Source organism: Streptomyces sp. NPDC048275 (genome assembly GCF_040652275.1).
Classification (GTDB): Bacteria; Actinomycetota; Actinomycetes; order Streptomycetales; family Streptomycetaceae; genus Streptomyces.
The window spans coordinates 18,851-41,420 of record NZ_JBEZLR010000089.1 but is presented as its reverse complement, the minus strand read 5'-3'; the positions used below and the strand labels follow the sequence as shown (position 1 = coordinate 41,420).

The 22,570-nt window shown below is 69.9% G+C and carries 21 protein-coding genes; 15 read left to right on the top strand and 6 right to left on the bottom strand.

Translation table 11 applies throughout. The annotated features are described in order from the left end of the window. Positions 1 to 109 precede the first annotated feature (109 nt). The 3 genes from AB0D57_RS36455 to AB0D57_RS36445 are packed head-to-tail and all read left to right on the top strand — an operon-like array spanning position 110 to position 2,738. A complete protein-coding gene (locus AB0D57_RS36455; protein WP_362083411.1) occupies positions 110 to 955 on the top strand; it encodes an ABC transporter ATP-binding protein in 846 nt (281 codons plus the stop codon). Next, on the top strand, positions 952 to 1,773 hold the full coding sequence (locus AB0D57_RS36450; protein WP_362083408.1) for an ABC transporter permease: 822 nt from the start codon (positions 952 to 954) through the stop codon (positions 1,771 to 1,773). The genes AB0D57_RS36455 and AB0D57_RS36450 overlap by 4 nt, the downstream gene beginning before the upstream one ends. After that, positions 1,770 to 2,738: a zinc-binding alcohol dehydrogenase family protein gene (locus AB0D57_RS36445; protein ID WP_362083405.1), complete on the top strand. Its 969-nt coding sequence runs from the start codon at positions 1,770 to 1,772 to the stop codon at positions 2,736 to 2,738. Before AB0D57_RS36450 ends, AB0D57_RS36445 begins: the two co-directional genes overlap by 4 nt. A 222-nt stretch (positions 2,739 to 2,960) precedes the next feature. On the opposite strand, the gene AB0D57_RS36440 is transcribed toward AB0D57_RS36445, so the two are convergent. Further along, the gene (locus AB0D57_RS36440; RefSeq protein ID WP_362083402.1) at positions 2,961 to 3,359 is read right to left on the bottom strand and encodes an acyl dehydratase; all 399 of its coding nucleotides are present in this window, start codon (positions 3,357 to 3,359) and stop codon (positions 2,961 to 2,963) included. Further along, on the bottom strand, positions 3,356 to 3,826 hold the full coding sequence (locus AB0D57_RS36435) for a MaoC family dehydratase N-terminal domain-containing protein (RefSeq protein WP_362083399.1): 471 nt from the start codon (positions 3,824 to 3,826) through the stop codon (positions 3,356 to 3,358). Before AB0D57_RS36435 ends, AB0D57_RS36440 begins: the two co-directional genes overlap by 4 nt. 134 nt (positions 3,827 to 3,960) lie before the next feature. Here AB0D57_RS36435 and AB0D57_RS36430 point away from each other — a divergent pair, with 134 nt between their 5' ends. The 8 genes from AB0D57_RS36430 to AB0D57_RS36395 all read left to right on the top strand — a co-directional run bounded on the left by AB0D57_RS36430 (position 3,961) and on the right by AB0D57_RS36395 (position 11,758). After that, a complete protein-coding gene (locus AB0D57_RS36430; protein ID WP_362083396.1) occupies positions 3,961 to 4,827 on the top strand; it encodes an alpha/beta hydrolase in 867 nt (288 codons plus the stop codon). A 16-nt stretch (positions 4,828 to 4,843) separates the two neighbouring features. Further along, positions 4,844 to 7,162 carry a CoA transferase gene (locus AB0D57_RS36425; RefSeq protein WP_362083393.1) on the top strand — a complete coding sequence of 773 codons (2,319 nt, stop codon included), beginning with the start codon at positions 4,844 to 4,846 and terminating at the stop codon, positions 7,160 to 7,162. Beyond that, positions 7,159 to 8,763 (top strand): AMP-binding protein, encoded by a 1,605-nt coding sequence (locus AB0D57_RS36420; protein WP_362083391.1) that lies wholly within the window; start codon positions 7,159 to 7,161, stop codon positions 8,761 to 8,763. Before AB0D57_RS36425 ends, AB0D57_RS36420 begins: the two co-directional genes overlap by 4 nt. A 40-nt stretch (positions 8,764 to 8,803) precedes the next feature. Then, complete coding sequence (locus AB0D57_RS36415; protein WP_362083388.1) at positions 8,804 to 8,947, top strand: hypothetical protein; 144 nt, start codon at positions 8,804 to 8,806, stop codon at positions 8,945 to 8,947. Between the two features lie 14 nt (positions 8,948 to 8,961). Further along, entirely contained in the window at positions 8,962 to 9,216 is a 255-nt protein-coding gene (locus AB0D57_RS36410; RefSeq protein ID WP_362083385.1) for a hypothetical protein, read from the top strand. A 269-nt stretch (positions 9,217 to 9,485) separates the two neighbouring features. Beyond that, positions 9,486 to 10,145 (top strand): alpha/beta hydrolase, encoded by a 660-nt coding sequence (locus tag AB0D57_RS36405; protein ID WP_362083382.1) that lies wholly within the window; start codon positions 9,486 to 9,488, stop codon positions 10,143 to 10,145. 286 nt (positions 10,146 to 10,431) lie between these two features. Beyond that, positions 10,432 to 10,848, top strand: a complete 417-nt coding sequence (locus tag AB0D57_RS36400) for a nuclear transport factor 2 family protein (protein ID WP_362083379.1) — start codon at positions 10,432 to 10,434, stop codon at positions 10,846 to 10,848. Between the two features lie 190 nt (positions 10,849 to 11,038). Then, positions 11,039 to 11,758, top strand: a complete 720-nt coding sequence (locus AB0D57_RS36395; RefSeq protein WP_362083376.1) for a hypothetical protein — start codon at positions 11,039 to 11,041, stop codon at positions 11,756 to 11,758. Between the two features lie 49 nt (positions 11,759 to 11,807). On the opposite strand, the gene AB0D57_RS36390 is transcribed toward AB0D57_RS36395, so the two are convergent. Next, positions 11,808 to 12,509 (bottom strand): transposase, encoded by a 702-nt coding sequence (locus tag AB0D57_RS36390; protein WP_362083373.1) that lies wholly within the window; start codon positions 12,507 to 12,509, stop codon positions 11,808 to 11,810. A gap of 406 nt (positions 12,510 to 12,915) precedes the next feature. Here AB0D57_RS36390 and AB0D57_RS36385 point away from each other — a divergent pair, with 406 nt between their 5' ends. Then, positions 12,916 to 14,022 carry an alkene reductase gene (locus AB0D57_RS36385; protein ID WP_362083370.1) on the top strand — a complete coding sequence of 369 codons (1,107 nt, stop codon included), beginning with the start codon at positions 12,916 to 12,918 and terminating at the stop codon, positions 14,020 to 14,022. 113 nt (positions 14,023 to 14,135) lie between these two features. After that, on the top strand, positions 14,136 to 15,005 hold the full coding sequence (locus AB0D57_RS36380; protein WP_362083367.1) for an aldo/keto reductase: 870 nt from the start codon (positions 14,136 to 14,138) through the stop codon (positions 15,003 to 15,005). A 384-nt stretch (positions 15,006 to 15,389) separates the two neighbouring features. Here the strand turns inward: AB0D57_RS36380 and AB0D57_RS36375 are convergent, their stop codons facing one another. Then, positions 15,390 to 15,941, bottom strand: coding sequence for a TetR/AcrR family transcriptional regulator (locus AB0D57_RS36375; RefSeq protein ID WP_362083364.1), 552 nt, complete (start codon positions 15,939 to 15,941; stop codon positions 15,390 to 15,392). A 93-nt stretch (positions 15,942 to 16,034) separates the two neighbouring features. Between AB0D57_RS36375 and AB0D57_RS36370 the strand changes: the two genes are divergently transcribed. Next, positions 16,035 to 17,282: an MFS transporter gene (locus tag AB0D57_RS36370; protein WP_362083361.1), complete on the top strand. Its 1,248-nt coding sequence runs from the start codon at positions 16,035 to 16,037 to the stop codon at positions 17,280 to 17,282. Between the two features lie 87 nt (positions 17,283 to 17,369). On the opposite strand, the gene AB0D57_RS36365 is transcribed toward AB0D57_RS36370, so the two are convergent. Beyond that, positions 17,370 to 20,159 carry a SpoIIE family protein phosphatase gene (locus tag AB0D57_RS36365; RefSeq protein WP_362083358.1) on the bottom strand — a complete coding sequence of 930 codons (2,790 nt, stop codon included), beginning with the start codon at positions 20,157 to 20,159 and terminating at the stop codon, positions 17,370 to 17,372. A 564-nt stretch (positions 20,160 to 20,723) separates the two neighbouring features. Here AB0D57_RS36365 and AB0D57_RS36360 point away from each other — a divergent pair. Beyond that, positions 20,724 to 21,164 carry a helix-turn-helix domain-containing protein gene (locus AB0D57_RS36360; protein WP_362083355.1) on the top strand — a complete coding sequence of 147 codons (441 nt, stop codon included), beginning with the start codon at positions 20,724 to 20,726 and terminating at the stop codon, positions 21,162 to 21,164. A gap of 614 nt (positions 21,165 to 21,778) precedes the next feature. Here the strand turns inward: AB0D57_RS36360 and AB0D57_RS36355 are convergent. Further along, on the bottom strand, positions 21,779 to 22,393 hold the full coding sequence (locus tag AB0D57_RS36355; RefSeq protein WP_362083352.1) for a flavodoxin family protein: 615 nt from the start codon (positions 22,391 to 22,393) through the stop codon (positions 21,779 to 21,781). Positions 22,394 to 22,570 lie beyond the last annotated feature (177 nt).

Below are 22,570 nucleotides of genomic sequence, written 5' to 3'. Positions count from 1 at the left end.
TCACGGAACCAGCGGTACGCAGTACGCGGGGCGATCCCCTGCGCGCGAGCCCATTCCGTCAGGTTCATGCACCTGATCATACATCACTCATGACACCTAAAGGACACTTATGGACACTCGTTGGAGAGCAGATCGAACCCCCCTCCCACAGGCCCGTGGCCGTGGCGCGGCCCTGTCCGCCGACGGCGTCGGCATCCGCTTCGACTCCTTCCAGGCCGTCCGGAACATCTGCCTGGACATCGCCGCCGGTGAGTTCCTCTGTCTGCTCGGCCCGAGCGGCTGCGGCAAGTCCACCCTGCTGTCCGCCATGGCGGGCTTCGTGACCGTGGACACCGGCACCCTCTGCGCCGACGGAGCCCCGATCACCGGCCCCGACCCGGAACTGGGCATGGTCTTCCAGAGCAGCGAGGCACTCTTCGACTGGATGACGGTGCGCCAGAACGTGGCGTTCGGACCACGGATGCGCGGCGCCTCGCGCGCACAGCAGGCGAAACTGGCCGACGAGTACCTCGGCCTGGTCGGGCTGCGCCACTGCGCGGACCGCTTCCCGGGCCAGCTCAGCGGAGGCATGCGGCAGCGGGTGCAGATCGCCCGCGTGCTGGCCAACGAACCGAGTGTGGTGCTCATGGACGAGCCGTTCGGGGCGCTCGACGCGCAGACCCGGCAGGTCATGCAGGAGGAGACCGACCGCATCTGGCGCGCCTCGGGCTGCACCGTCGTCTTCGTCACCCACGACATCGACGAGGCGATCCTGCTGGCCGACCGGATCGCCGTCATGACCGCCGGTCCGGCCGCCTCGGTGAAGTCCGTCTACCCGGTGGACCTGCCCAGGCCCAGGGACGAGGCCGACCCGGCCGCCGTCGAACTGCGCCGCGCTCTGCGGGAGGACATCGGCGAAGAGGTACGCAAGGCACTGCGCGACCAGGGACTCGACCCCGAGGAGGACCTCCGATGACCGTCGCCACGGCGCAGGCCCCCGCCGGCCAGGGGACCGAGCGGCACCCGGCCTGGGCGAGCGTACGGCGGCTGCGCACGCTCGGCATGTACACCCTTTCCGTCCTCATCGGCGTCGGTGTCTGGCAGTTGCTGGCGATGAAGTACGGCCCCTCGCTGGTCGCCTCCCCGACAGACACCCTCTCCGCGGCGCGCGAGCTGGCCGCGGACGGCACCCTCACCAACTCCATCATCGCCTCCAGCCGCCGGATCCTGATCGGCTGGGGACTCGGCGTGCTCGTCGGCGTACCGGTGGGACTGCTCGTCGGGCAGATCCCGGTGGTACGCCAACTCCTGGAGCCCTACATCGAGTTCTTCCGCTTCATCCCGCCGGTCGCGTTCGTGACCCTGGCGGTGGTGTGGCTGGGCATCGGGGAGTCGTCGAAGGTCGTCCTGATCTTCTACACGGCCGTCTTCATCGTCACGGTGAACACGAGCGCCGGCGTGATGGCGGTGAGCGACTCGAAGCTGCGCGCGGCGGAGAATCTGGGCGCGAGCCGCCGCCAGATCCTGCGGGGGATCGTGCTGCCGTCGACCGTGCCGCACATCGTCACCGGGGCACGCCTCGCCATGGGCAACAGCTTTCTGACCATCGTCTCCGCCGAGATCGTCGCCGCGCAGGTCGGGCTCGGTTCGTTGATCTGGACCTCCCGCAACTACGGGCGGATCGACTGGGTCTTCGTCGGAATCATCACCTTGGGAATCCTCGGGTTCGTCTTCGACCGCGTACTGCGGATCGTGGCGTCCCGGGTCTTGCGTCGATACGGAGTGAAACTGTGACGGTCGGTATTTCACGCGCCCTGGTTCTGGAGCGGTTCGGTTCGCTGCCCCGGCTGGTGGAGCGAGCGGTGCCCGAGTCGCGGCCAGGCCACACCCTTGTACGGATGCGGGCGGCTCAGGTGGGCCACCTCGATCTGAACGTCGTGGACGGCAGGTTCGGGATCCTCCCGGACCTGCCGGCGGTGCCGGGTACCACGGGATGCGGGGTGGTCCTCGCCTCGGACACCCACCCCGAGGGCAGCCTCGTCAGGCTCGGCGGGAAGGGGCTGGGCCTGCGGCGGGACGGCTGCTGGGCGGAGCACGCACTCGTGCCGGACGCCGCGGTGGAGGTGGTCGAGGAGGGCACGGACCCCGCCCTGGCGTGCAGTTGGTTCTCACCGGCGGGCACGGCGTGGGCGGCGGTGCACGCGGTCGCGGCCGTACGGGCGGGGGAGCGGGTGCTGGTGACCGGGGCGGCGGGCGCGGTCGGGGCACTGACCGTGCAGGTCGCCGCGCGGGCCGGGGCCGAGGTGGTCGGCGTGGTCGGCCGGCCGGCCAAGCTCGCCCATGTCCCGGCTCCCGCCAAGCCCGTCCTCGCCGCCGAGATGTCCGTGGAGTCGGTGGGCGGACAGGTCGACGTGCTCATCGACACGGTGGGCGGCCCGGTGCTCCGCGACGCCCTCCCGCTCGTCCGCCCGCGCGGCCGCGCCGCGCTGGTCGGCTACACCGCGGGACGTGAATTCGGCGTGGACCTCGCGGACTTCCTGCTGGCCGACGTGTCGCTGCTGCCGGTGAACCTGATGTCGCGGGGCAAGGAGGTCGCGGCGGACGCGGAGGGGCTGCTGGCGGATCTACGGACGGGGGCACTGACCCTGGAGATCGAACGCCACGGCCTCGACGCGCTGGCCGAGGCCGCAGAGAGGCTGCGCACCGGGGAGGCGGTCGGAAAGGTGGTGCTGGACCTGGGGTCAACTACCCGTCGCTAAGCCTTGATCCACCGACGTGGTTCGACAGGGGCCTGCGCCGCACCCGCTACCGAAACCTGCACACGACCCGTCTCGGCCACGTCTTCGCTGCCACCGCGCTCAACATCATCCGCATCGACCGATGGCTGACCGGCACCCCGCTCGGCGGCACCCGCACCTCCCGCCTCGAAGCCCTCATGCTCACGGCCTGACAAGCCGATTCGCGGATCCCGACGCCCCGCCTCAGCCCAGGACGACCACCGCACGGCCCCGGCAGCACACCACGTCGCCGGGGCCGCAGCGCTCGATCAGATCCAGGGTGATCTCACCGCTGACCGTGTCCACCGCCCGTACGGAACCGGTCACCACCAGCCGGTCACCGGCGCACGCCGGTGCCCGGTTCTGCCAGCCCACCTCCCGCACCTGCCCGCCCGCCCCCGCGAACTGCGCGGCGGCCCGGTGGAACAGACAGCCGTGGAGCTGCGCCATGACGACCGGACCGCTCAGCCCCTCGGAGCGGGCGAAGTCGGCGTCGTAGTGGATGCGGTGGGCATTGCGGGTGACCGCGCCGAAACGCAGGAGGGTGATCGCGTCGGCGGTGAACTCGACCGGCCGCACCGGCTGCCCCGTGTGAACCGTCATCGGACGATGAACCTCTCTGTGACCTCGATCAGTGTGTCCCGCGCGGTGCCGTACGTCTTCTCGACCGTCAGCAGCACGAATCCCGCGCTCTTGCGCTCCACGGCGGTCAGGGCGCGCCGCATCTCGATCCGGTCGCCGACCCGCACCTCGCCCGTCCAGCGCACGTCCTGGCCGCCCGCCATCAGGCGGACGCCGAGTCCGTCGGTGCCGGGCACCTCGTCGCGGTACATGCCGTCCGGCCGGAACTCCGCGGAGTCGGCGCCCGGCGCCGCGCGCAGCAGGCTGACCGCGTACATCGGGTGGACGGTGAAGTCGGCGTGCCCCGGGTCGACGAGCCGCGGATCGCTCTCGCCGGCCGCCCGTGCGAACTCGGCCGCGTCCTCGGCCCGTACGACACCGAGACAGCGGTGTTCCCACTGCCCCAGCACGGCCCGGGCCCGCTTCTCGGCCAGCTCCAACGCGGTCATGCGCCGCCTTTCCACTCAGGTTGTTCCGCCAGAGTCCGGACGGTAGGGACGGCACCGTAGGACGGCCACGGAACCGGCCCGCTCAGCGGACCGATCCGCTTGGGCAAAGATCGCCGCCGCCACACCATCGGGACATGGACCTCATGGACATCCAGGCGCCCCCGGAAGGCGCCTACGCGCAAGCGGACGGCGTCAAGTACCACTACGTCGAACTGGGGGAGGGCAGCTCGGTCGTGTTCCTGCACGGCGGCGGCCCCGGCTGCACCGGCTGGTCGGACTTCGGGCAGGTGGCACCCCTGTTCGCGGTGGACCGCCGGTGCCTGCTCGTCGACATCCTGCAGTACGGCAAGTCCGCCAAGCCCGTCATCGAGGGCCCCATGTGGGACTATCACGCGGCCAAGACCGTCGCCCTGCTCGACGAACTCGGCATCGAGCGCGCCGACTTCGTCTGCAACTCGTGGGGCGGCACCATCGCGCTCAACCTGGCCGCCACATACCCCGAGCGCGTACGGTCGTTGGTGATCACCGGCAGCATGCCCGTCTTCTACGGTCCTCTCGCCCCCCTGCCGGAAGGCGGCCGCCGTGGCCGCAACGCCCGCGACGTGTACTACGGCGGCACCGGCCCCTCCTGGCAGAAGATGCGCCAGCTCATCGCCCGCCTGGAGTGGTACGACCCCGACGCCGTCCCCGACGCCACCGTGACCCTGCGCTACGAACAGAGCCTCGACCCCGAGGAGACCGCGCTGGCCGGCGCCTCCGACAACCCGCGCGGCGACTGGCAGGACCTCACCGCCGCACTCGGCCGGATCACCGCGCCGACGCTCTTCCTGTGGGGCATGCACGACGCGTTCCTGACCCCCGACTATCCGCTGATGCTGGCCCGCATGATCCCCAAGGGCAACCTGCACGTGATGAGCGAGGCCTCCCACCACCCGCAGGAGGAACGGCCCTACGACTACCACAGCGTGGTCACCGGTTTCCTGAACCAGCGCCACCACTGAGCCTCCGGGAGGAAATGTGCTGCGCGTCGTCGAACTCTCCGGGCCGTTCGCCCGGTTCGCGGGCAGGCTGCTGGTCGGACTCGGCTACGAGGTGATCCTCGTCGAGCCCCCGCAAGGAGACCCGACCCGACACGAGCGAGGCGGGGACGCCTTCGTCCACTGGCACGCCGGAAAACGCTCCGTGACCCTCGATACCGCCACGCCCGACGGCGCCGCCGGACTGCGCCGCCTGATCGAGGGCGCCGACGTCCTGCTCGACGGGACCACCGCGGGCGCCAAGCCGGACACCGAGGGCCTCGACCACCTCGTCCACGTACGGGTCACCCCGTTCGGGCTGGTCGGCCCGCGCAGCGACTGGCAGGGCACCGACCTCGTGGTGGCCGCGCTGGGCGGGATGCTCGCACAGGTCGGCGACCCCGACGGCCCACCGCTGCGGCTCCCGGAGCAGCAGGCCGAGCAACTCGCGGGCGTCAACGCGGCGATCGCCGCCCTGCTCGGCCTGCGTGCCCGACGCACCGGTCCCGGACAACTCGTCGACGTCTCCGCGCAGGCGTGCGTCGCGGCGGCCCTGGAGGCCGGAACCCTCGCCTATCTGCACGAGGACCGGGTGCCGCCGCGCCCGGGCCGCGTCCATCCGCTGGTTCCGCACGGCCTGTTCCGGGCCGCCGACGGCTACTTGGGCGGCGGGCTCGGCGGCAGCCCGCGCATGTGGGACGCGCTGCTCGACTGGCTGCGCGAGGAGGGTGCGGCGGCCGACCTCGCGGAGCCGCGCTGGCAGGACCCGGTCGAGCGCAAGAAGCACCAGGAGCACGTCTTCAAGGTCGTCCAGGACTTCGTGGGCAGGTGGCCGAAGGCCGAGTTCGCGCAGCGGGCCCAGGCCAGGAAGCTGCCCTGGGCCGCCGTCGACCTGCCCCACGAACTTCCCGACAACCCGCAGCTCGCGGCCCGCGGCTTCTTCACGCGGGTACGGACAGCCGAGGGCGAGCGGACCGACCTGGGCTTTCCCTTCGCGTTTCCGGAAGGCCGCCGGATCCAAGAGCTGGACGTATCCGGCCTGGGCGCGGACCAGGACGTGCTCGGCGAACACCGTCCGGCGCCTCCGGTTGCGCACCCACAGGACTCGGTACGCCCCGCCCTCCACGGCATCCGCGTCCTCGACCTGACCTGGGTGCTGGCCGGGCCGTACTGCACCAAGATCCTGGCCGACCACGGCGCCGAAGTGATCAAGGTCGAGTCCGCGGGCCGCCCCGACCCCACCCGCTTCGCCCCCTTCATGCACCTCTCCCGGGGCCCCCACACGGACCCGAACACCAACGGCTACTTCAACGACGTCAACCGCAACAAACGCAGCCTCGCGCTCGACACCCGCACCGCCGAAGGCGTCGAGGTACTGCGCGATCTCATCGCCCGCTGCGACGTCCTCGTGGAGAACTTCAGCTCCACGGTCATGACCAAGCTCGGCCTGGGCTACGAGGAACTGCGCCGCATCAACCCGGGGATCGTGTACGTGAGCATGTCCGGCATGGGGCACACCGGACCGCGCAACGGCTGGGTCTCGTACGCCGACACCGTCTCGGCGAGCGGCGGGCTGACCGGGCTGACCGGCTGGGGACCGGACGAGGTGGTCGGGGTGATCTACGGCCACGGAGACATCGTCGCCGGCCTGCAGGCGGCGCTCGGCACGCTCGCCGCGCTGGAACACCGCACCCGAACCGGCCGGGGCCAGCACATCGACCTGTCCCAACTGGAGGCGATCGCCGCCCACATGGGCACCAGCCTGCTCGCCGGGCCGGGTAAGGAACCCGCCGGAAACACCCACCCCACATGGAGCCCGCAGGGCGTCTACCGGTGCCTGGGCGACGACCGCTGGCTGGCCGTCAGCGTGCGCGACGACACCGAGTGGGCGGCGCTGTGCGAGGTGATCGGCCGCCCCGAACTCGCCACCGACGAGCGGACGCGCACGGCACCGGCCCGCAGACACGCCTTTGCCCTCGTCGACGGCGCTCTCGGCGCATGGACCCGCACCCTGCCGGCCGACGCCGCCGCCGAACTGCTCCAGGCACACGGTGTCCCCGCCGGAGCCGTCCAGGACGGCCGCGAACTCGTCGAGCACGACCCGCAGCTGCGGGCCCGCGGCTTCTACGTCCGCGCAGAGCACCCGGTCGCCGGAGCCTTCCTCCACGAGGGCGTCCCCCTTCGCCTCACCCGCACACCCGGTGGCATCCGCGAACCCGCGCCCGTACTGGGCGCCGACACCGATTCCGTACTGAGCAAGGTGGCGGGGTATTCGGTGGAGCGGATCCAACTCCTGCGGGACGCCGGGGTCCTGCGGTGACCGGACGCGGTCCCGGCCCCCGTCCCAAGCCCCCTCCCGGCACGCTTGCCGGACTCCTCGACGCGGCCGCCGAGGAGTTCGGCGACCGCGTCTTCCTGCGCGTCGGGGACGTGACACGGACGTACGAGCAGTCCCGTACGGCGGCGGCGCAGACGGCGGGAGCGCTCGCGGCGCGCGGCTGCGGACCGGGCGACCACGTCGCCGCCATGGCCGGCAACAGGATCGAGCTGGTCGACCTGATCCTCGGCTGCGCCTGGCTCGGCGCGGTGCTGGTCCCCCTCAACACCGCTCTGCGCGCAGCCGGGCTGCGGCACGTCCTGCGCGAGGCGGATCCGGGATACCTGCTCGCGGAGCCCGAAACGGCGGGGCGTGCCGTCGAGGCCGGCTTCCGGGGCACGCTGTGGACCGTGGGCGAGGACGACATCCCGGCGCCGGGCCAGGCTCGCATGCTGCCGCCGGCCCGGGTACGTCCGTACGACACCGCCTTCATTCTGTTCACCTCGGGCACCACGGGACCGGCGCGTGGTGTGCGCTGCCCCCACGCCCAGACCGTCCGGTGGGGCAGCAACGTGGCGGACTCGCTGCGGCTCACCGCCGACGACGTCCTGTACACCTGTCTCCCGCTCTTCCACACCAACGCCCTCAACACGCTGGCCCACGCCCTGACCGTGGGCGCGGCCTGCAGCATCGACGAGCGGTTCTCCGCGACGCGGTACTGGGACCGGGTGGCGGAGTCCGGCGCCACCGCCGTCTATCTGCTCGGCGCGATGGTGCCGATGCTTCTCGCCCAGACGCCCGGCCCCCGGGACCGTGCGCACGGGGCGTGGCGTGGCCTCTCACCGGCCACCCCGCAGACCGCCTGGCAGCCGTTCCGCGAGCGCTTCGGGGTCACGCTCGTCGACGGCTTCGGCTCCACGGAGACGAACCTCGTCATCGGATCGACCCCCGAGGACCAGCGGCCCGGCTACGTCGGCACCCTGCGCGAGGGCTTCTCCGCGCGCGTGGTCGACGAACACCTCGCTCCCGTTGCGGACGGCACGCCCGGCGAACTGGTCGTCCGCAGCCATCGGCGATTCGCCTTCTCCACCGGATACCTGGGGGAGCCCGAACCGAACCCCGCCGCCTGGCGACGCACCGGCGACCGGGTGATCCGGGAACCCGACGGCTGGTTCCGCTTCGTCGACCGCGTCAAGGACGTCATCCGGCGCCGCGGCGAGAACATCTCCTCGTCCGAGGTGGAGTCGGCGATCCGCGCACATCCCGCGGTCGCCGACGCCGCGGCCTTCCCCGTGGCCTCCGAGCTCGCCGAGGACGAGGTGATGGTGGCGGTGGTGCCACGGCCGGGTCTCGCACTCGATCCCCTCGACCTGGTGCGCCAGTGCGAGCGCGAACTGCCGGCCTTCGCCGTTCCCCGCTACATCGACACCGTCCCGGAGCTGCCCCTCACCGAGACGGGCAAGGTCCGCAAGGCGGTGCTGCGCGAGCGTGGGGTCACGGCCACGACATGGGACCGCACGGGGGGCGGGGGAACGGCGGGTCAGGGCTGGGCGGGCGAGGGTTCGGGTGGCGCCCTCAGGCCGCCGACACCCACTCCAGGATGACCTCGGCGAACTCCTCGGGGAGTTGCTCCGGGACGGGGACATGACCGCAGGACAGGACCCGGGTCCCGCAGCCGAGCGCGGCGGCGAACTTCTCCAGGCCCGGCAGGCAGTAGTGGTCCCCGGGGGCGCAGAGACCGCGAGCGTGCGGGCGGTGGCGTACGGCAGCCGTTCCTCCATGCGGTAGCGGTGCACCGCCTCATGGCCCTCCTCCGCCCGCTCCAGCACGGTGAGCGCGTCGACCACGTACCGGGTGAGGGCGGCCTCCTCGCCGTCCCGGTAGAAGCCCCGACGACGGTTCCACAGCTCGACCAGGTGCGAGCCGTCGGGTTCCGGCTCGACGTGGTCGACGGGCTTGCGCCGGCCGGCTCGGGCGCGCTTCTCGTCGTCGACGAAGGACGTGGCGGACAGCAGCAGGCCGGCGACCTCGCCGTTTCATCTGGGGACGGCAGCTGATGGGGCGAAAACGCGAATGTGCCTTCCTGGCCTGGGACGATGAACCTTGCTGAGAGGTTCTGTCGGTCCAAGCGGAGGGCACTTTCTACGTGCAGACCATCGGATTGCGTCCCCGGGACGCCGATGTCCCCCGGCCCCGCCCGGACACCGAGATCCCCGGCGCACGGCCATGATCAATCGGCGGGTGGGGCATCGGCGGTCACCCCTACGCCAATGACGAAAACGTCAGCCACGTGGTGCACTCCTCGGCAAGGAAAGAGGACGATGAGATGTCTGTGCATGTGATCGTGTTGCCAGGAGGCGGCTACGAGGTGCACGCCGAGCACGAGGCCCAGCCGATCGTCGATTGGCTCGAAGGATTGGGCTTGGAGGCGAGCGTTTTCCGGTATCCGCTCAACACACGGCATCCAGCGCCGCTCGCGGCACTTCAGACCGAGATCCGGCGCCTACGGGACAAGGGGGCCGACACGATCGGGGTCGTGGGCTTCTCGGCCGGTGGGCACCTCGCGGGCCTGGCAGCCCTCGCTCCGAACGCTGACGAGCGGACATCGGTTCAGTTCGCTGTTCTCGGCTACGCGATCACGTCGATGGAGACCGAGACGTACCGCCCTTCGCAGCTCATTCTGCTGGGTGAGGACGCGTCGCCGGAGTTGCGTCGTTCGACCTCGCTCGACGCGCTGGTGACTCCGTCGTCTCCTCCGTTCTTCCTCTGGCACACGGCGGAGGATTTTTACGTTCCGCCTGAGCACACCTATCGCCTCGCTGAGGCGTTGGCCGCCGACAATGTGCCCCACACGGTGCACGTCTTCCCCCACGGCCCCCACAGCCTGGGCCTTGCCCATGGGGCTGGAGAAGCATCGACATGGACACGCTTCGCCGAGTCATGGATCGGCGAGCAGGCCGGTACTCGGATGCATCACGGAGCTTGATAGCGCCAGCCCCATTGCGATGCTGGGAGGTCTGATCGATTCAGTCGGAGTTTCCTGGGATGCCGGGCGCCGGGTGGACCGTTCCTCGTGCCGTCTGCGGAGTGCGTGTGCGAGTGCACTCACGAGTGGCGTCGGCCGCTTTCTGACCTCATGTGGATCTTGCCTTTCCGGAGGCTGCCTGAGGCCGTCTTGCGACTGAGATCCGCATAGGCGATTTGTTGACCGATTGGACCACATCGTGTTTCATAGTGGTCCAATCGGTCAACAAACCTAGTGGAGGATTCCGATGCACCAGACTCAGACGGAGCGGAACAAGGCCGTCATCCTTGAGTTCCTGACGACCGCGTTCAGCTCCAAGGATTTCGCCGCGCTGGACCGGTACCTGCACCCGGACTACGTGCAGCACAACCCGTTCATCCCGCCGGCCAAGGCCGGGCTGCGCGGGTTCATCGCCGATCTGCCCGACGCCACCCGCTACGAGCCGGGAGCGATCATCGCCGAAGGAGACCTGGTCATGGTCCACGGCCGGTACTCCGGAGGGTCCGACAAGCCCCTCCTCGGGATCGACATCTTCCGCTTCGAAGACGGCCTGGTAGTGGAGCACTGGGACGTCCTGCAGGACGAGGTGGCCGCGGAGGACACCGTGGCAGGCAACCCCATGTTCACCAACCCGCAGGCCGGCTTGGCCGACCGGCAGGCCTGACCCGGCCGGCGACGCGACGGCTCGGGTACGCACTCCGCGGCGGCGCCCGACGCAAAGACCCGACACCGACCCCGGCCAGGCCCCGCCGACCTCAGCGGCTTCCGCCGCATGCACGCCGAACGCGCGCCACAGGCGAACGCCGCAGCAAGATCGGCACACAGGCAGCGTCACCCACCACGGAGACCTACCCATGACGAACCTATTGGATCTTGTTCTTGAGGCCCATGGCGGCCTCCGGCGGTGGCAAGAAGCCAAAACCATCCACGCCAAGGGGTCCATAGGCGGACTCCTGTGGACCCTCCGCGGCCGGCAGGGAATCCTCGCCACGGCAGACATGACCGTTGACGTGCAGCAGCAGCGCGTGGTCTTCGACGGCTTCACCGGCCCGGGACTGCGCGGCGTGTTCACGCCCGGCCGAGTCGCGATCGAGGGGAGGGAGGGTGAGGTCGTGGCCGAGCGGACCTCCCCACGCGAAGCCTTCGCCGGCCACGGCCCGGACACCCCCTGGGACGAGCTCCACGTGCTGTACTTCGCGGGCTACGCCATGTGGAACTACCTCACGGCCCCCTACCTGCTGACGCGCCCCGGCGTTGCAGTGGAGGAACTGGAGCCCTGGCAGGAAGCCGGCGAGAACTGGCGACGGCTCCGGGCGACCTTCCCCGATGCTCTCGCAACACACGCCAGAGAACAGGACTTCTACTACAACACCGCCGGGCTGCTGCGCCGTCATGACTACGCTGCCGAGGTGCTCGGCGGCGCGCCGGCTGCGCATCTGTGCGAAAAGCACGTAACGGCGTCGGGACTGGTCTTCCCCACCCACCGGTACGTCCTGCCCATTCAGGAAGATGCGCGGGTCCTGCCCGAGCCGGTCCTCGTCGCCATCGACCTCACCGAGATCTCTGTTGCCTGACCGCGGCACGAGTACACCGCCGCGTTAGGGCGCGTTTCGAAAGTGCTGGTCACAGCCATTCGTTGATGGCTGCGACCCGGCACGGTCGCTTCGTAGCGGACGGCGAGCTTGTCGTATCTCGTGGCGACCGCGCGGTGGTGCTTGAGGTGATTGATTCCGCACTCCACCGCGTGGCGTCTTTGTAGTTGGCCGTGTCGAACTTCGGCGGCCGGCCGCCGTGGGGGCCGTGTTTCTTGCGGTTGGCGATCTGGTCGCGCTTCTCCGGGATGGTGCAGTGGATACCACGCTTGCGCAGGTAGGCGCGGTTCGCGCGGGAGCCGTACGCCTTGTCGGCCCGAACCTTGTCCGGCCGGGTGCGCGGGCGGCCCGGTCCGAGCCTGGGCACCCGGATACGGCCCAGGACCACCTGGAACTGCGGGGAGTCACCGCGCTGCCCGGCCGTGATCACAAGTGACATCGGCTTCTGGGCCTGCTCGACCGTCAGATGGAGCTTGGTCGTCAGCCCGCCCCGGGAGCGTCCGAGCCCGTGATCGGCAGGCTCGGTGAAGACACCACCTGGCGGCTCGACCTGCAGATCCCCTTTTTGCGGGCACCCGCCGCATGCTGGTGGGTGCGGGCGATGGTCGAGTCCACCGAGACGTCCCAGGTAATCAGTCCCTCGGCGTCGGCCCGGGCCTGCAGTTGCTCGAAGATGCGATGCCAGGTGCCGTCCCGTTGCCAACGCCGGAACAGGCCGTAGACCGTCTCCCACGGGCCGTACCGCTCGGGCCGTCCCGCCAGGGAGCACCAGCGCGGGTGCGCCAGCGTATGCCGTCTATCAGCTGCACGCGCGCCTGGGAGCAGCGCAAGTCGGCCCCGCCTTGAGTGCCTTGGGGTTGCCCCGTGGTCCGATCGCCGGATCGGCGTCCCCTTTTGGCCGGCGCCGGAGACCTTGTCCAGTTGCCGCAAGGCCGGGCTCGCCAACATCTCCACGGTGATCCACGTGTGCGGGCCGCCGATGGGGAGGGCCACCTTGGAGCACAGTTATTTGCGTTAGGGCGCACGAGTGCTACCATCGACCTAAAGCGCATATCCGTGCGTTAAAGGTCGGTGCCGCGCGAGGTGTCGCGGCCGCCCAGGACCTGCCGACCCTCGGCCTCGCGTCAGGAGAATCGAATATGAGTTTGAATCAGTCTCTGCTTCTGCCGTACCGGATGCGGGACCTCTCCCTGGCGAACCGCGTGGTCATGGCCCCGTTGACGCGGAGTCGTGCACGCAACCGCGATCTGCTGCCCACTGATCTCCACGCCGAGTACTACGCTCAGCGGGCGTCGGCCGGTCTGATCATTTCCGAGGGTGTGTGGATCAGCCGCGACGCGGTCGGATGGCATGACGTCCCGGGGCTGTTCACCGACGAGCAGGTCGCCCACTGGAAGCAGGTGACGGACGCGGTCCACCTCGCGGGTGGTGTCATATTCGCTCAGCTGTGGCACACCGGGTCCGCTTCGCACCCCGATTTCTTCGAGGGTCGCCCGCCTCTTGCGCCTTCGGCCGTCAACCCGGGGCTGCTGGCCCCGACGTCGGGTGGTCGCAAGCCGACCGTGGAGCCCATGGCGATGTCGGCGCACGATGTCCGGCAGACGGTCGCCGACTATGCGACGGCGGCTCGCAACGCCATGGCGGCAGGATTCGACGGTGTGCAGCTGCAGGCAGGCTTCAACTATCTGATCAGCCAGTTCCTGAATCCCCGCACCAATGTGCGCACGGACCGCTACGGGGGCTCGATCGAGAACCGCGCCCGCTTCCTCTTCGAGATCATCGAAGCCGTCGGCGAGTTTGTCGACCTGCGGCGCGTGGGGGTGAAGGCCGGACCCGCCTGGTCCGAGACGGGAGAATTTGTCTCCGGGCTCGAGGCGCTGGCTGACGGCGAGTACGTGCTCGGTCGGCTCAACGACTATGAACTGTCACATCTTCTGCTCATGGGGATGATGGCCGACCCTGCCGGAGGGCCGTTGGAGGAGCTGGCCGACGATGGCATGTTCCGGCACTTCCGGAAGGTCTATCAAGGCACCGTCATCGCGAACGTCGGGTTCGACCAGCACCGAGGGAACACGGTCCTGGCCGACGACCTGGCCGATCTGGTCGCCTACGGGCAGCCGTTCATCGCCAACCCCGATCTGCCTGCCCGGTTCGCCTCCCATACGCCGCTCGCCGAACTGAAGCAGGACCTCATCTACGGTGCGGACGCCGCCGGCTACACCGATTACCCACCGCTGGAGGCGTGAGGCAGAACCGGCGGCCACGTGTCGGGCCGGTGGTCCCGGAAGTGAGCGACCCGGCCTGCCCGCGCAAGCACTGGCATCACGCCGGACATTCATTCGATGAGGGAGTACAGGCCATGGCACAGGAAACCGCACGCCCCGCCGACGCCTCCGGGGTCTTCCGCCTCGGCGGCGACCTGCCGGTCAACCGGCTCGGTTACGGTGCGATGCAGCTGACGGGCCCGGGGGTGTGGGGGGATCCCGAGGACCCCGAGGAGGCCGTACGGGTGCTGCGCCGGGCCGTCGAGCTGGGCGTGAACTTCATCGACACCGCCGACTCCTACGGCCCGTTCGTCAGCGAGCAGCTCATCCGCAAGGCCCTGCACCCGTACCCGCAGGGCCTGGTGATCGCCACCAAGGGCGGGCTGTCACGCTCGGGCCCGGGGGACTGGCGCGCGCTCGGCCGCCCCGAGTACCTGCGGCAGCAGACCGAACTGAGCCTGCGCCACCTGGGTGTGGAGCGGATCGACCTCTACCAGCTGCACCGGATCGACCCCAAGGTCCCACTGGCCGACCAGGTCGGTGAGCTGCTCCTGCTGCAGCGGGAAGGCAAGATCCGCCACATCGGCCTGTCGGAGGTGACCGTCAAGCAGATCGAGGAGGCCAGGAAGATCGCGGACATCGTCTCCGTGCAGAACCTGTACAACCTGGCCAATCGCGGTGCCGAGGACGTCCTGGAGTACGCCGAGCGGGAGAACCTGGGCTTCATCCCGTGGTTCCCGATCGCCACGGGCCAGCTGGCGCGCCCGGGCGGCCCGCTGGACACTCTCGCCAAGGAGCTCGGCGCGAGCCCCTCCCAGCTGGCCCTGGCCTGGCTGCTGCGGCGCTCCCCGGTGATGCTGCCCATCCCCGGTACCTCGCGCGTGGCTCACCTGGAGGAGAACACCCAGGCCGCGCAGGTGGCCGTGTCCGACGCTCAGTTCCGGGCACTCGGCCAGGCCGTCTGACCGGCACCCCGCCTCAGCGGCGGGCCCTGTGCCTTCCCTCTCGGCAGCCACCCCCTGGGTCGCGTCGCGCACCACTCGGAGCCGCGCGTGTCGAGGGGTATGGCTGTGACACCACATCAAGCTCGGCCGTCGCGCACGAAGGAGGAAAGGCGAATCCTCGCCCAGTGCGACGAGGGCTGGGTGCGGATCGACGAGACGAGATGCCGCCAGGCGCCCGAGGACTGCGTCCGAGGACTGCGCCCGGAATGGCGTTGGCCGGTTTCGCCGCAAGGGCGGCACCAAAGCCGCACCTGATCTGTGTGCCGCGCTCGCCGGGCTCCTGGACGGGGGCGACCCGAGGGCGGCGAAGACTGCAACCGGTATCGCCGGTTCCCGAGGTGGGGATCAGTTGGATCGGTTGCAGAGTTCGTCGACGTAGGTACGCACATCCACCTCGGGCAGCGTCCAGGGCAGGAAGATGACCCGGTAGATGATGGGGGCCACCAGCCGGTCGATGACCTCGTCGCCGCTGAAGGTGCTGCCGGGCCGTGCGGCGAAGCCGGCTGCTTCCGCCCGCCGGTCGCGCAGGCAGTCCGACTCGCTCTCACCGGCTGCGGCGGCCCCGCCTCGCAAGAGGGCGGCGTTCACCGAGATGCTGTAGTGGCTGAGCATCTCCTGTGCCCATGCGGTCAGATCGGCACGCAGGTCTCCGGTGTCGGGAAGGCCGCGGTCTGGGTCGAGCCGGTACGTCGCCAGGTCATTGATCATGGTCCGCGCGTCGCCCCACCGTCGGTAGATGCTCGAGTGATTCACTCCCGCACGCTCCGCGACCATGGGGATGGTGACGGCGTCACTGCCCCGTTCGGCGATCAGTTCCTCGACGGCCTTCCTGATCGATGTCAGCACCAGGGCGCTGCGGCCGCCGGTGCGCCGCCGCGGGGACGATTCTGCAACCATGCACCCTATTGTAACGCACACCGCTTGGCATTAAGACTCCTCCGGGTTTACGGTGAAGCTAACGCACAAAGTTTTGCCTTAGGAGGCTCTGAGGTGTCCCTCACCGAATCAAGCCATGACCTCAGCCCTGGCCTCGCGGCCTCTGACCCCGGCCGGTCCCGCAGGCTGCTCCCTTCCTCCACGGCGTTCGCCGGGTCGGCCGGCGTCTTCGCAGCGCTCTACGTGGCCGCAGGCGCGCCCACGCCGCTGCTGGTCGTCTTCGAGCAGCAGTGGCATTTCCCCGCCTGGGTGCTGACGGTTGCTTTTGCTTCGTACGCGCTCGGCCTGCTGGCGGCTCTGCTGGTCGCCGGATCGCTGTCCGACCACATCGGTCGCCGGCCTGTCCTGGTCGGGTCGCTTCTGGTGGAGCTCGGGGCGATGCTCATGTTCGTCTTCGCTTCGGACATCGGCTGGGTGATCGCGGCCCGCACCGTCCAGGGCATCGCCACCGGCGCAGCCACGAGCGCCTTCTCGGCCTCGGTCGTGGAACATGCTCCAGAACGCCACAGGAAACTGGGCACCATCATCACCAGCATCGCTCCGGCGGGCGGACTGGGCCTGGGTGCCCTGCTGACCGGCGCGGCGGTCCAGTTCAGCAGCCACGCGACGGTGATCGTGTTCTCGGCCCTCGCGGTGGTCATGGCCGTCGGCACGGGCGTCGCCGCGTTCTCGGCGGAGACCGTCTCCCCCCGTCCCGGAGCGGCACGCGCCCTGATTCCCCGTGTCTCGGTCCCCCCGGCCGCACGTCGGGAGTTCCTGGCGGGTATTCCCGTTCACATGGCCGCATGGATGCTGGCCGGACTGTTCATGGGGCTCGTGCCCACCATCATCCGGGACCTGCTGGGCCTGCACAGCGGTCTCCTGAACGGTGCCACGGCCTTCGTCGAGCCTGCGGCAGCCGCCGTGGCCGGCCTGTTCCTCGGCCGTCTGACAGCACGCCGCACCATCTTCGTCGGCGGTGCGGGTGTGCTGCTGGGAACCGCGGTGATCGAGGCCGGTGTCGCCGCTGGAATGCTCTCGCTGCTGTGGGTGGGAGGCATCATCGGCGGCGTGGGCTTCGGCGCCTCGTTCTCCGGCGCCATCCGCACCATCGCCCCGCTCGCACAGCCCCACCAGAGAGCAGGACTCTTCGCATCTGTCTACCTGGTCGCCTATCTGAGCTTCGGAGTGCCGGCGATCATCGCAGGACTCCTGATCGCTCCGGCCGGCCTGCTGGCCACCGTCCTCGGCTACGGCGTCGTCATCCTGGCCGTCGCAGCCCTCGGGCTGCTCGCACAGCACCGCGTCAACACACGCCGCTGACCCGGCAAGCGCGCAGGTTGCCGGGAGCGGCACGTCTGGCGGGCACGCAGGCTGGTCGACGTCTTGCATCGGGACGGGGAACCCGCCTCATACGGACTCGTACGAGACTCGCTCACCAAGCGGGTCGGTGGGCAGGGGCTGCTCGGTCCAGATGCACTTGCCGGACGCTGTGTAGCGGGCGCCCCACCGGCTGGTCACCGCGGCGATCAGCTGGAGCCCGCGGCCGTTCTCGTCGGTGTCGGCCGCTCGACGGATTCTGGGCATCGCGGGGCTGGCGTCTGCGACTTCGCAAGTGAGGGTTCGGCCGCGCAGCAGCCGCAGGGCGATCGGTCCTCTTGCGTGGCGGACGACATTGCCGACGAGCTCGCTGGCGACGAGTTCGGTGGTCATGATCAGCTCGTCCAGGTTCCAGGCGGCGAGCTGGGCCCGGACATGCGCGCGGGCCTGGCCGGCGGCTGTGGGGTCGTCTTGCAGCTGCCGGCAGGAGATGTCCTCGGGAGCCAGCGCGTGGGTGCGGGCGACGAGCAGTGCGCTGTCATCGCGGCTGCGCTGGTCGGGCAGCAGGGTGGTGATCAGGCGGTCGCACAGGTCGTCGAGGGTCTCTGTCATCTGAGGATGGGCGGGGTGAAGGTGGCGGGCGAGGCGGCCCATGCCTTCGGTGATGTCCAGTCCGCCGGATTCGACGAGGCCGTCGGTGTAGAGCGCGAGGATTGCGCCGTCGGGCAGGCTGAACTCGGCTGTGTCGAAGGGCGGGGTGGCGGCACCGAGCGGGGAGTTGACGGGCAGGTCGGGGAAGTAGCTGGTTCCGTCGGGCCGGAGGATTACGGGCGGAGGATGGCCGGCGGTGATGGCCTGACACATGCGGCCGGCCGGGTCGTAGACGATGCACAGGCAGGTGGCGTAGAAGTCGTCCCCGAGGCCGCTGACGACTTCGTTGAGGTGGAAGAAGAGCTCGTCCAGGGGCTGCTCGAGATCGGCAAGGGTACGGACCGCGGTGCGCAGGCGGCCCATGGTGACAGCCTCGGACAGGCCGTGACCCATGACGTCTCCGATGACCAGGGCAACCTGCTCGGCCGACAGCGGGATGACGTCGTACCAATCGCCGCCGACATCCGTGCCGTCGCCGGTGGGCTGGTAGCGGGCGGCGGTGGTCACAGCGGGCAGGGCGGGCAGGCGCCGCGGGAGCAGACCGCGCTGGAATTCCTGGGCCCGGCGGTGCTCGGCGTCGTACAGCCGGGCGCGCTCCATGGCCTGGGCGACCATGCCACTCATCGCTGTGAACAGGGTGCGTTCCTCGTTGCTGAAGGAGTGCGGACGCTCATAGATGACACAGGAAGCGCCCACGGCGCGCCCGGAGGCGATCAGCGGCAGGACCGCCCACGCCTGGGCCCCGCTCGCAGCGGGCAGGTCGGCAAGCGCCGGGAAGCGGCTGATGAACTCCTCCGCGGAGGAGATGAAGTCCAAAGTGCCCTCGATGAAGGCTTGGGCGGACGCCGGAAGCTCTGCGATGCGGGCGCCTTCGAACCGGCGGAGGCTCTCCTCGGATTGGCCGGCACTGCCCATCAGAAACGCTCGGCCGTTTTCGTGAGCCCAGACGCCGACGCCTTTGGCGTCGAACAGGGGCACCATGTGGGTGGCCATGACATCGGCCACGTCATGTCCGGTGACCGCACCGGCAAGGGCTCGGGTCAGCTCCACGATTCGCATCGTGCGCTCGACGGCAGCGCCCTCGGCGGCGGCCTCTTCCCGGCACCGGGTGCTGCTGATGTCGGTGATGCACAGGGTCAGGCCGTCCGGCAACGGGGCCAGTCGCACATGCAGCCGTCGGCCGGTGTCCGAGCGTATGTCCAGCTCGGTCGGTCTGCCCTCGGCCGCTGCCTGCCTGCCGGCTTCCTCCATGCCGGGCGAGCGCAGCGCGGGAACCGCATCCCACAGCACCTGCCCGAGCAACTGCCGTGACGGGGCAAGGAGGCGCTCGGCGTCCGGATCGGCAAAGATGATCCGCCAGGTGCGGTCGACGGCCAGGAATCCGCCGTGCATGAGCCACAGGGCTCGCTCCGCCGATTCCTTGGCCAGGTGGCCTGAGGTGATGTCACGCACGATCCCGGCCAGGCGAGGGCCGGAGCCGTCGTCGGCACTCGACGTCTGGCCCCGGACCTCCACCCGGCGCATGCCGGTATCCGGCTGGCGGACCCGAAACTCCGCCTGGTAGGGCGTGCGGGCGCGGATGGCCTCGTCGGCCCGGGCCAGCACCTGCGGCAGATCCTGCGGGTGGACCAGCCGCCGCCAGGTACGGATCCGCCCGTCGAACCCCTTCGAGTCGATCCCCAGGATGCCGAGCGCGGCACCATCCCAGATCACCGTGCCGGTACCGAAATCCCAGCCCCAGAATCCGACGGGGAGTCCCGCGGTGTCGCAGCCGGCCGGGCGCCCCGCATCCTCGGGTTGAGGAGGTTCCGGACTGCCGCGCAGACAGTCGGCGATCCAGCCTGCCACGGCCGTCAGTTGCTGGTGCAGTGCCGGCTCCTCCGGCATACGGGTGAAGACGGACAGCGCGCCGAGGGGCTCGCCCGAGGCCGGTACCGGAACCGAGAGCAGTCCGGCTTCTGCGGGCACGCCGGACAAGGACGCGGCGAATTCGGGGCTCGTCGGCGCCGTCCATGCCGGGGCGTTCGTGCGCACCGCGTAGGCGGGAGCCTCCGGCGAGCGGCGGTCGACCTCTTCCCAGCGCTGCGTCGCCGGCCCCTCGAAGTCGCTCCCCACCGCCAAGTACAGGCAGCTGCTCCCAAGCGGTCCGAGGTGCACCATGCCGCCCACGGCCTGAGCCACTGCCACCGCGCGGTTCAGTCCGAGCCGCAGCATGTCGTAAGCGTTCACATCCGCACTGTGTGCGGGCGGCAAGGGGGAGTGAGGAGCCTGTGCCGGGGCGCCGCAGGGGGCGCCTTCCGCCGCCTGCGTGTGCTGGGCCCACCTGCTCTCGCCCGACATCGTCTCCCACCTGCAATCCGGCAAGGAAAGATATAGACAAACCTATCCGAATAGGCGAAATGGTGGAGATTCTGGCCTTGGTGGATGGGCGGTCTGCTCCGACGTCACAACGACCGGCTTGGCGAGCCGATGCGCGTGGAGGTGAAAGCGCCCGGCCGGCCGCATCCCGGCGGTGGCGGCCACGCGGCCCTCGGCCGGTGAACTGGCCCGTGCCGCCCGCAGCGGCATGGGCTCCGAGCGGGCAGGCCGCCGCCCGGGTCGCTTCCACCGCAGGTTGCGGCCGTCTTCGCACCGCAGGCACGGACCGCATCGAGGCGAGTACTGGCCGACGGGCCTCCTCAGGATCTACCGGCTGCCCGAGGGCCATGAGCTTTCACTCGGCAAGGCCCACTGGAGACCATGACTCCGAAAGAGTTTATGAGGACTCTTGGTTTCCTGGTATAGAATGTGGTCATGGTAGAGCAGGAGCGGTCAGTGTCCATCGACCCGGACCGGCCGATGGACATCCTCGATGCGGCCTGTCCCAGTCGTGATGTCTTTGTGAACCTGGCCGACAAGTGGGCCCTGCTGATGCTGGCGAGCCTGCGTGAGCGTGGTGCCCAGCGGTACTCGGAACTGCAGCGGTCCCTGGGTGGGATCAGTCGCAAGATGCTGTCGCAGACCCTGCGGACGCTCGAACGCGACGGCCTGGTCCTGCGCAGCGTCGACCCCGAGGTCTCGCCGCCTTTGGTGCTGTACGGGCTGACCGACCTCGGCAGTGAGATCGCCGAGGAGACCCGGGCCCTGTGTTCCTGGACCGAGAAGCGGGCCGCGCGTGTGCACGCGGCCCGCATCGCCTACGACCAGCGCCACGCCTCCGCCCAGGGGATGCGAGCCGACTCCGGCGGTGAGTGACCCGGTACCGGTCCGCGTGGGCTGTTCCGCCGTATGGTGCCGAGCAAGGCAGTGATGCGGTCCAGGCGCGCCTGGTAGAAGCCGCCCACTGCGGCCGCGGCCTCGTCGGCGGGGACGCCGGGGACAGGCTCGAAGGACCCCGCTCACTCGATCGCAGACCGGTCCGGTCCGTCCTCGACAACCGCGATCGAGGCGGTGAAGTCGGCCACCGGAATCGGGCCGGGGTCATCGAAGCGGTAGTGGTGGAACCACTTCCCCTCGTCGAGCAGCCGCTCGACGAGCCGTCCGCCGTTCGTGCAGGGTGAGTGTGCGGGTTTGCCGGCCGGTGTCCGGGACGGTGCCGGCGACGCCGGGCATCCAGGGTCTCCGACTGTGCGGCGATCCCAGGGTCCCCCCGCTCGAAAGAGCCGGAGGTAGTCCGGACGCCCCGGCATCGCGTCACCGCCAGTGACGCCGCATACGGGCTCTGCTCAAGGATCGGCCCGGACTCGTCCGCGCTCGTTACCGCTTCCACCCCTCGGGACCACGCGACAACCCAGGATCCTTAAGAGTTCCAGAGACGCTCTTCACCAGAAGGCCCCCGGAGGCACCGGGGATGGGGGTGCCGGGACGGGTCAGGCAGTGACTTCGGCCAGGGCGGCCCGGCCGGCGGTAAGGGCGGCGGCCTGGGCGGTGACCCGCGCCCCGAGGTGTTCGGCGGTGGCGATGTCGGCTTCGTGCACCGTCTCGATGCCACCGTCCTGGGGGGTCTGGGCGCCCGCACCGACCCAGAAGCCGAGCCGGTTGAGGTCGTTTTCGCTGGCCTGGAGGGCGTTCCAGCCCGGAGCCAGTCCCAGGCCCACCCAGATCATGCGGTGCTGGGCGGCGAAGGCGGCCAGGAAGTTCAGCGTGTTGAGCTTGTCCCCGCTCTTGGAGGCGGAGTTGGTGAAGCCGGCGGCGATCTTGTCCGCCCAGGTGCCGTTGAGGTATCTGCCGCTGCTGGCCTCGGCGAACGCGTGGAAGCCCGCGGAGGCGCCGCCCATATAGGTCGGCGACCCGAAGATCACCGCGTCGGCCGTGTCCAGCTGGTGCCACTGCTCGTCGGTGACGGTGTCCACCGCGACGAGCGTCACGTGCGCGCCGGCCTTCTCGGCACCGTGGTGGACCGCCTCGGCGAGGACGGCGGTGTGTCCGTATCCGGAGTGGAAGGCAACAACTACGCGCGGCTGGGGGACGGCAACCTGGGGCATCTGGGACTCCTTGGTATGTCGAATCGAGTGTGGTCTCTAAAGTAGACCAAACCTCTTTTGGTGTCCAAATGCAAAAAGGAGTTTAGATGCCCGGCGGAGTGTGCGGGTGTGATGTTGGGTGCGTTGTAACGGGAACGGTTGTGCGGGCCCGGCAGGGGCGGGGCCCGTATTTCCTCG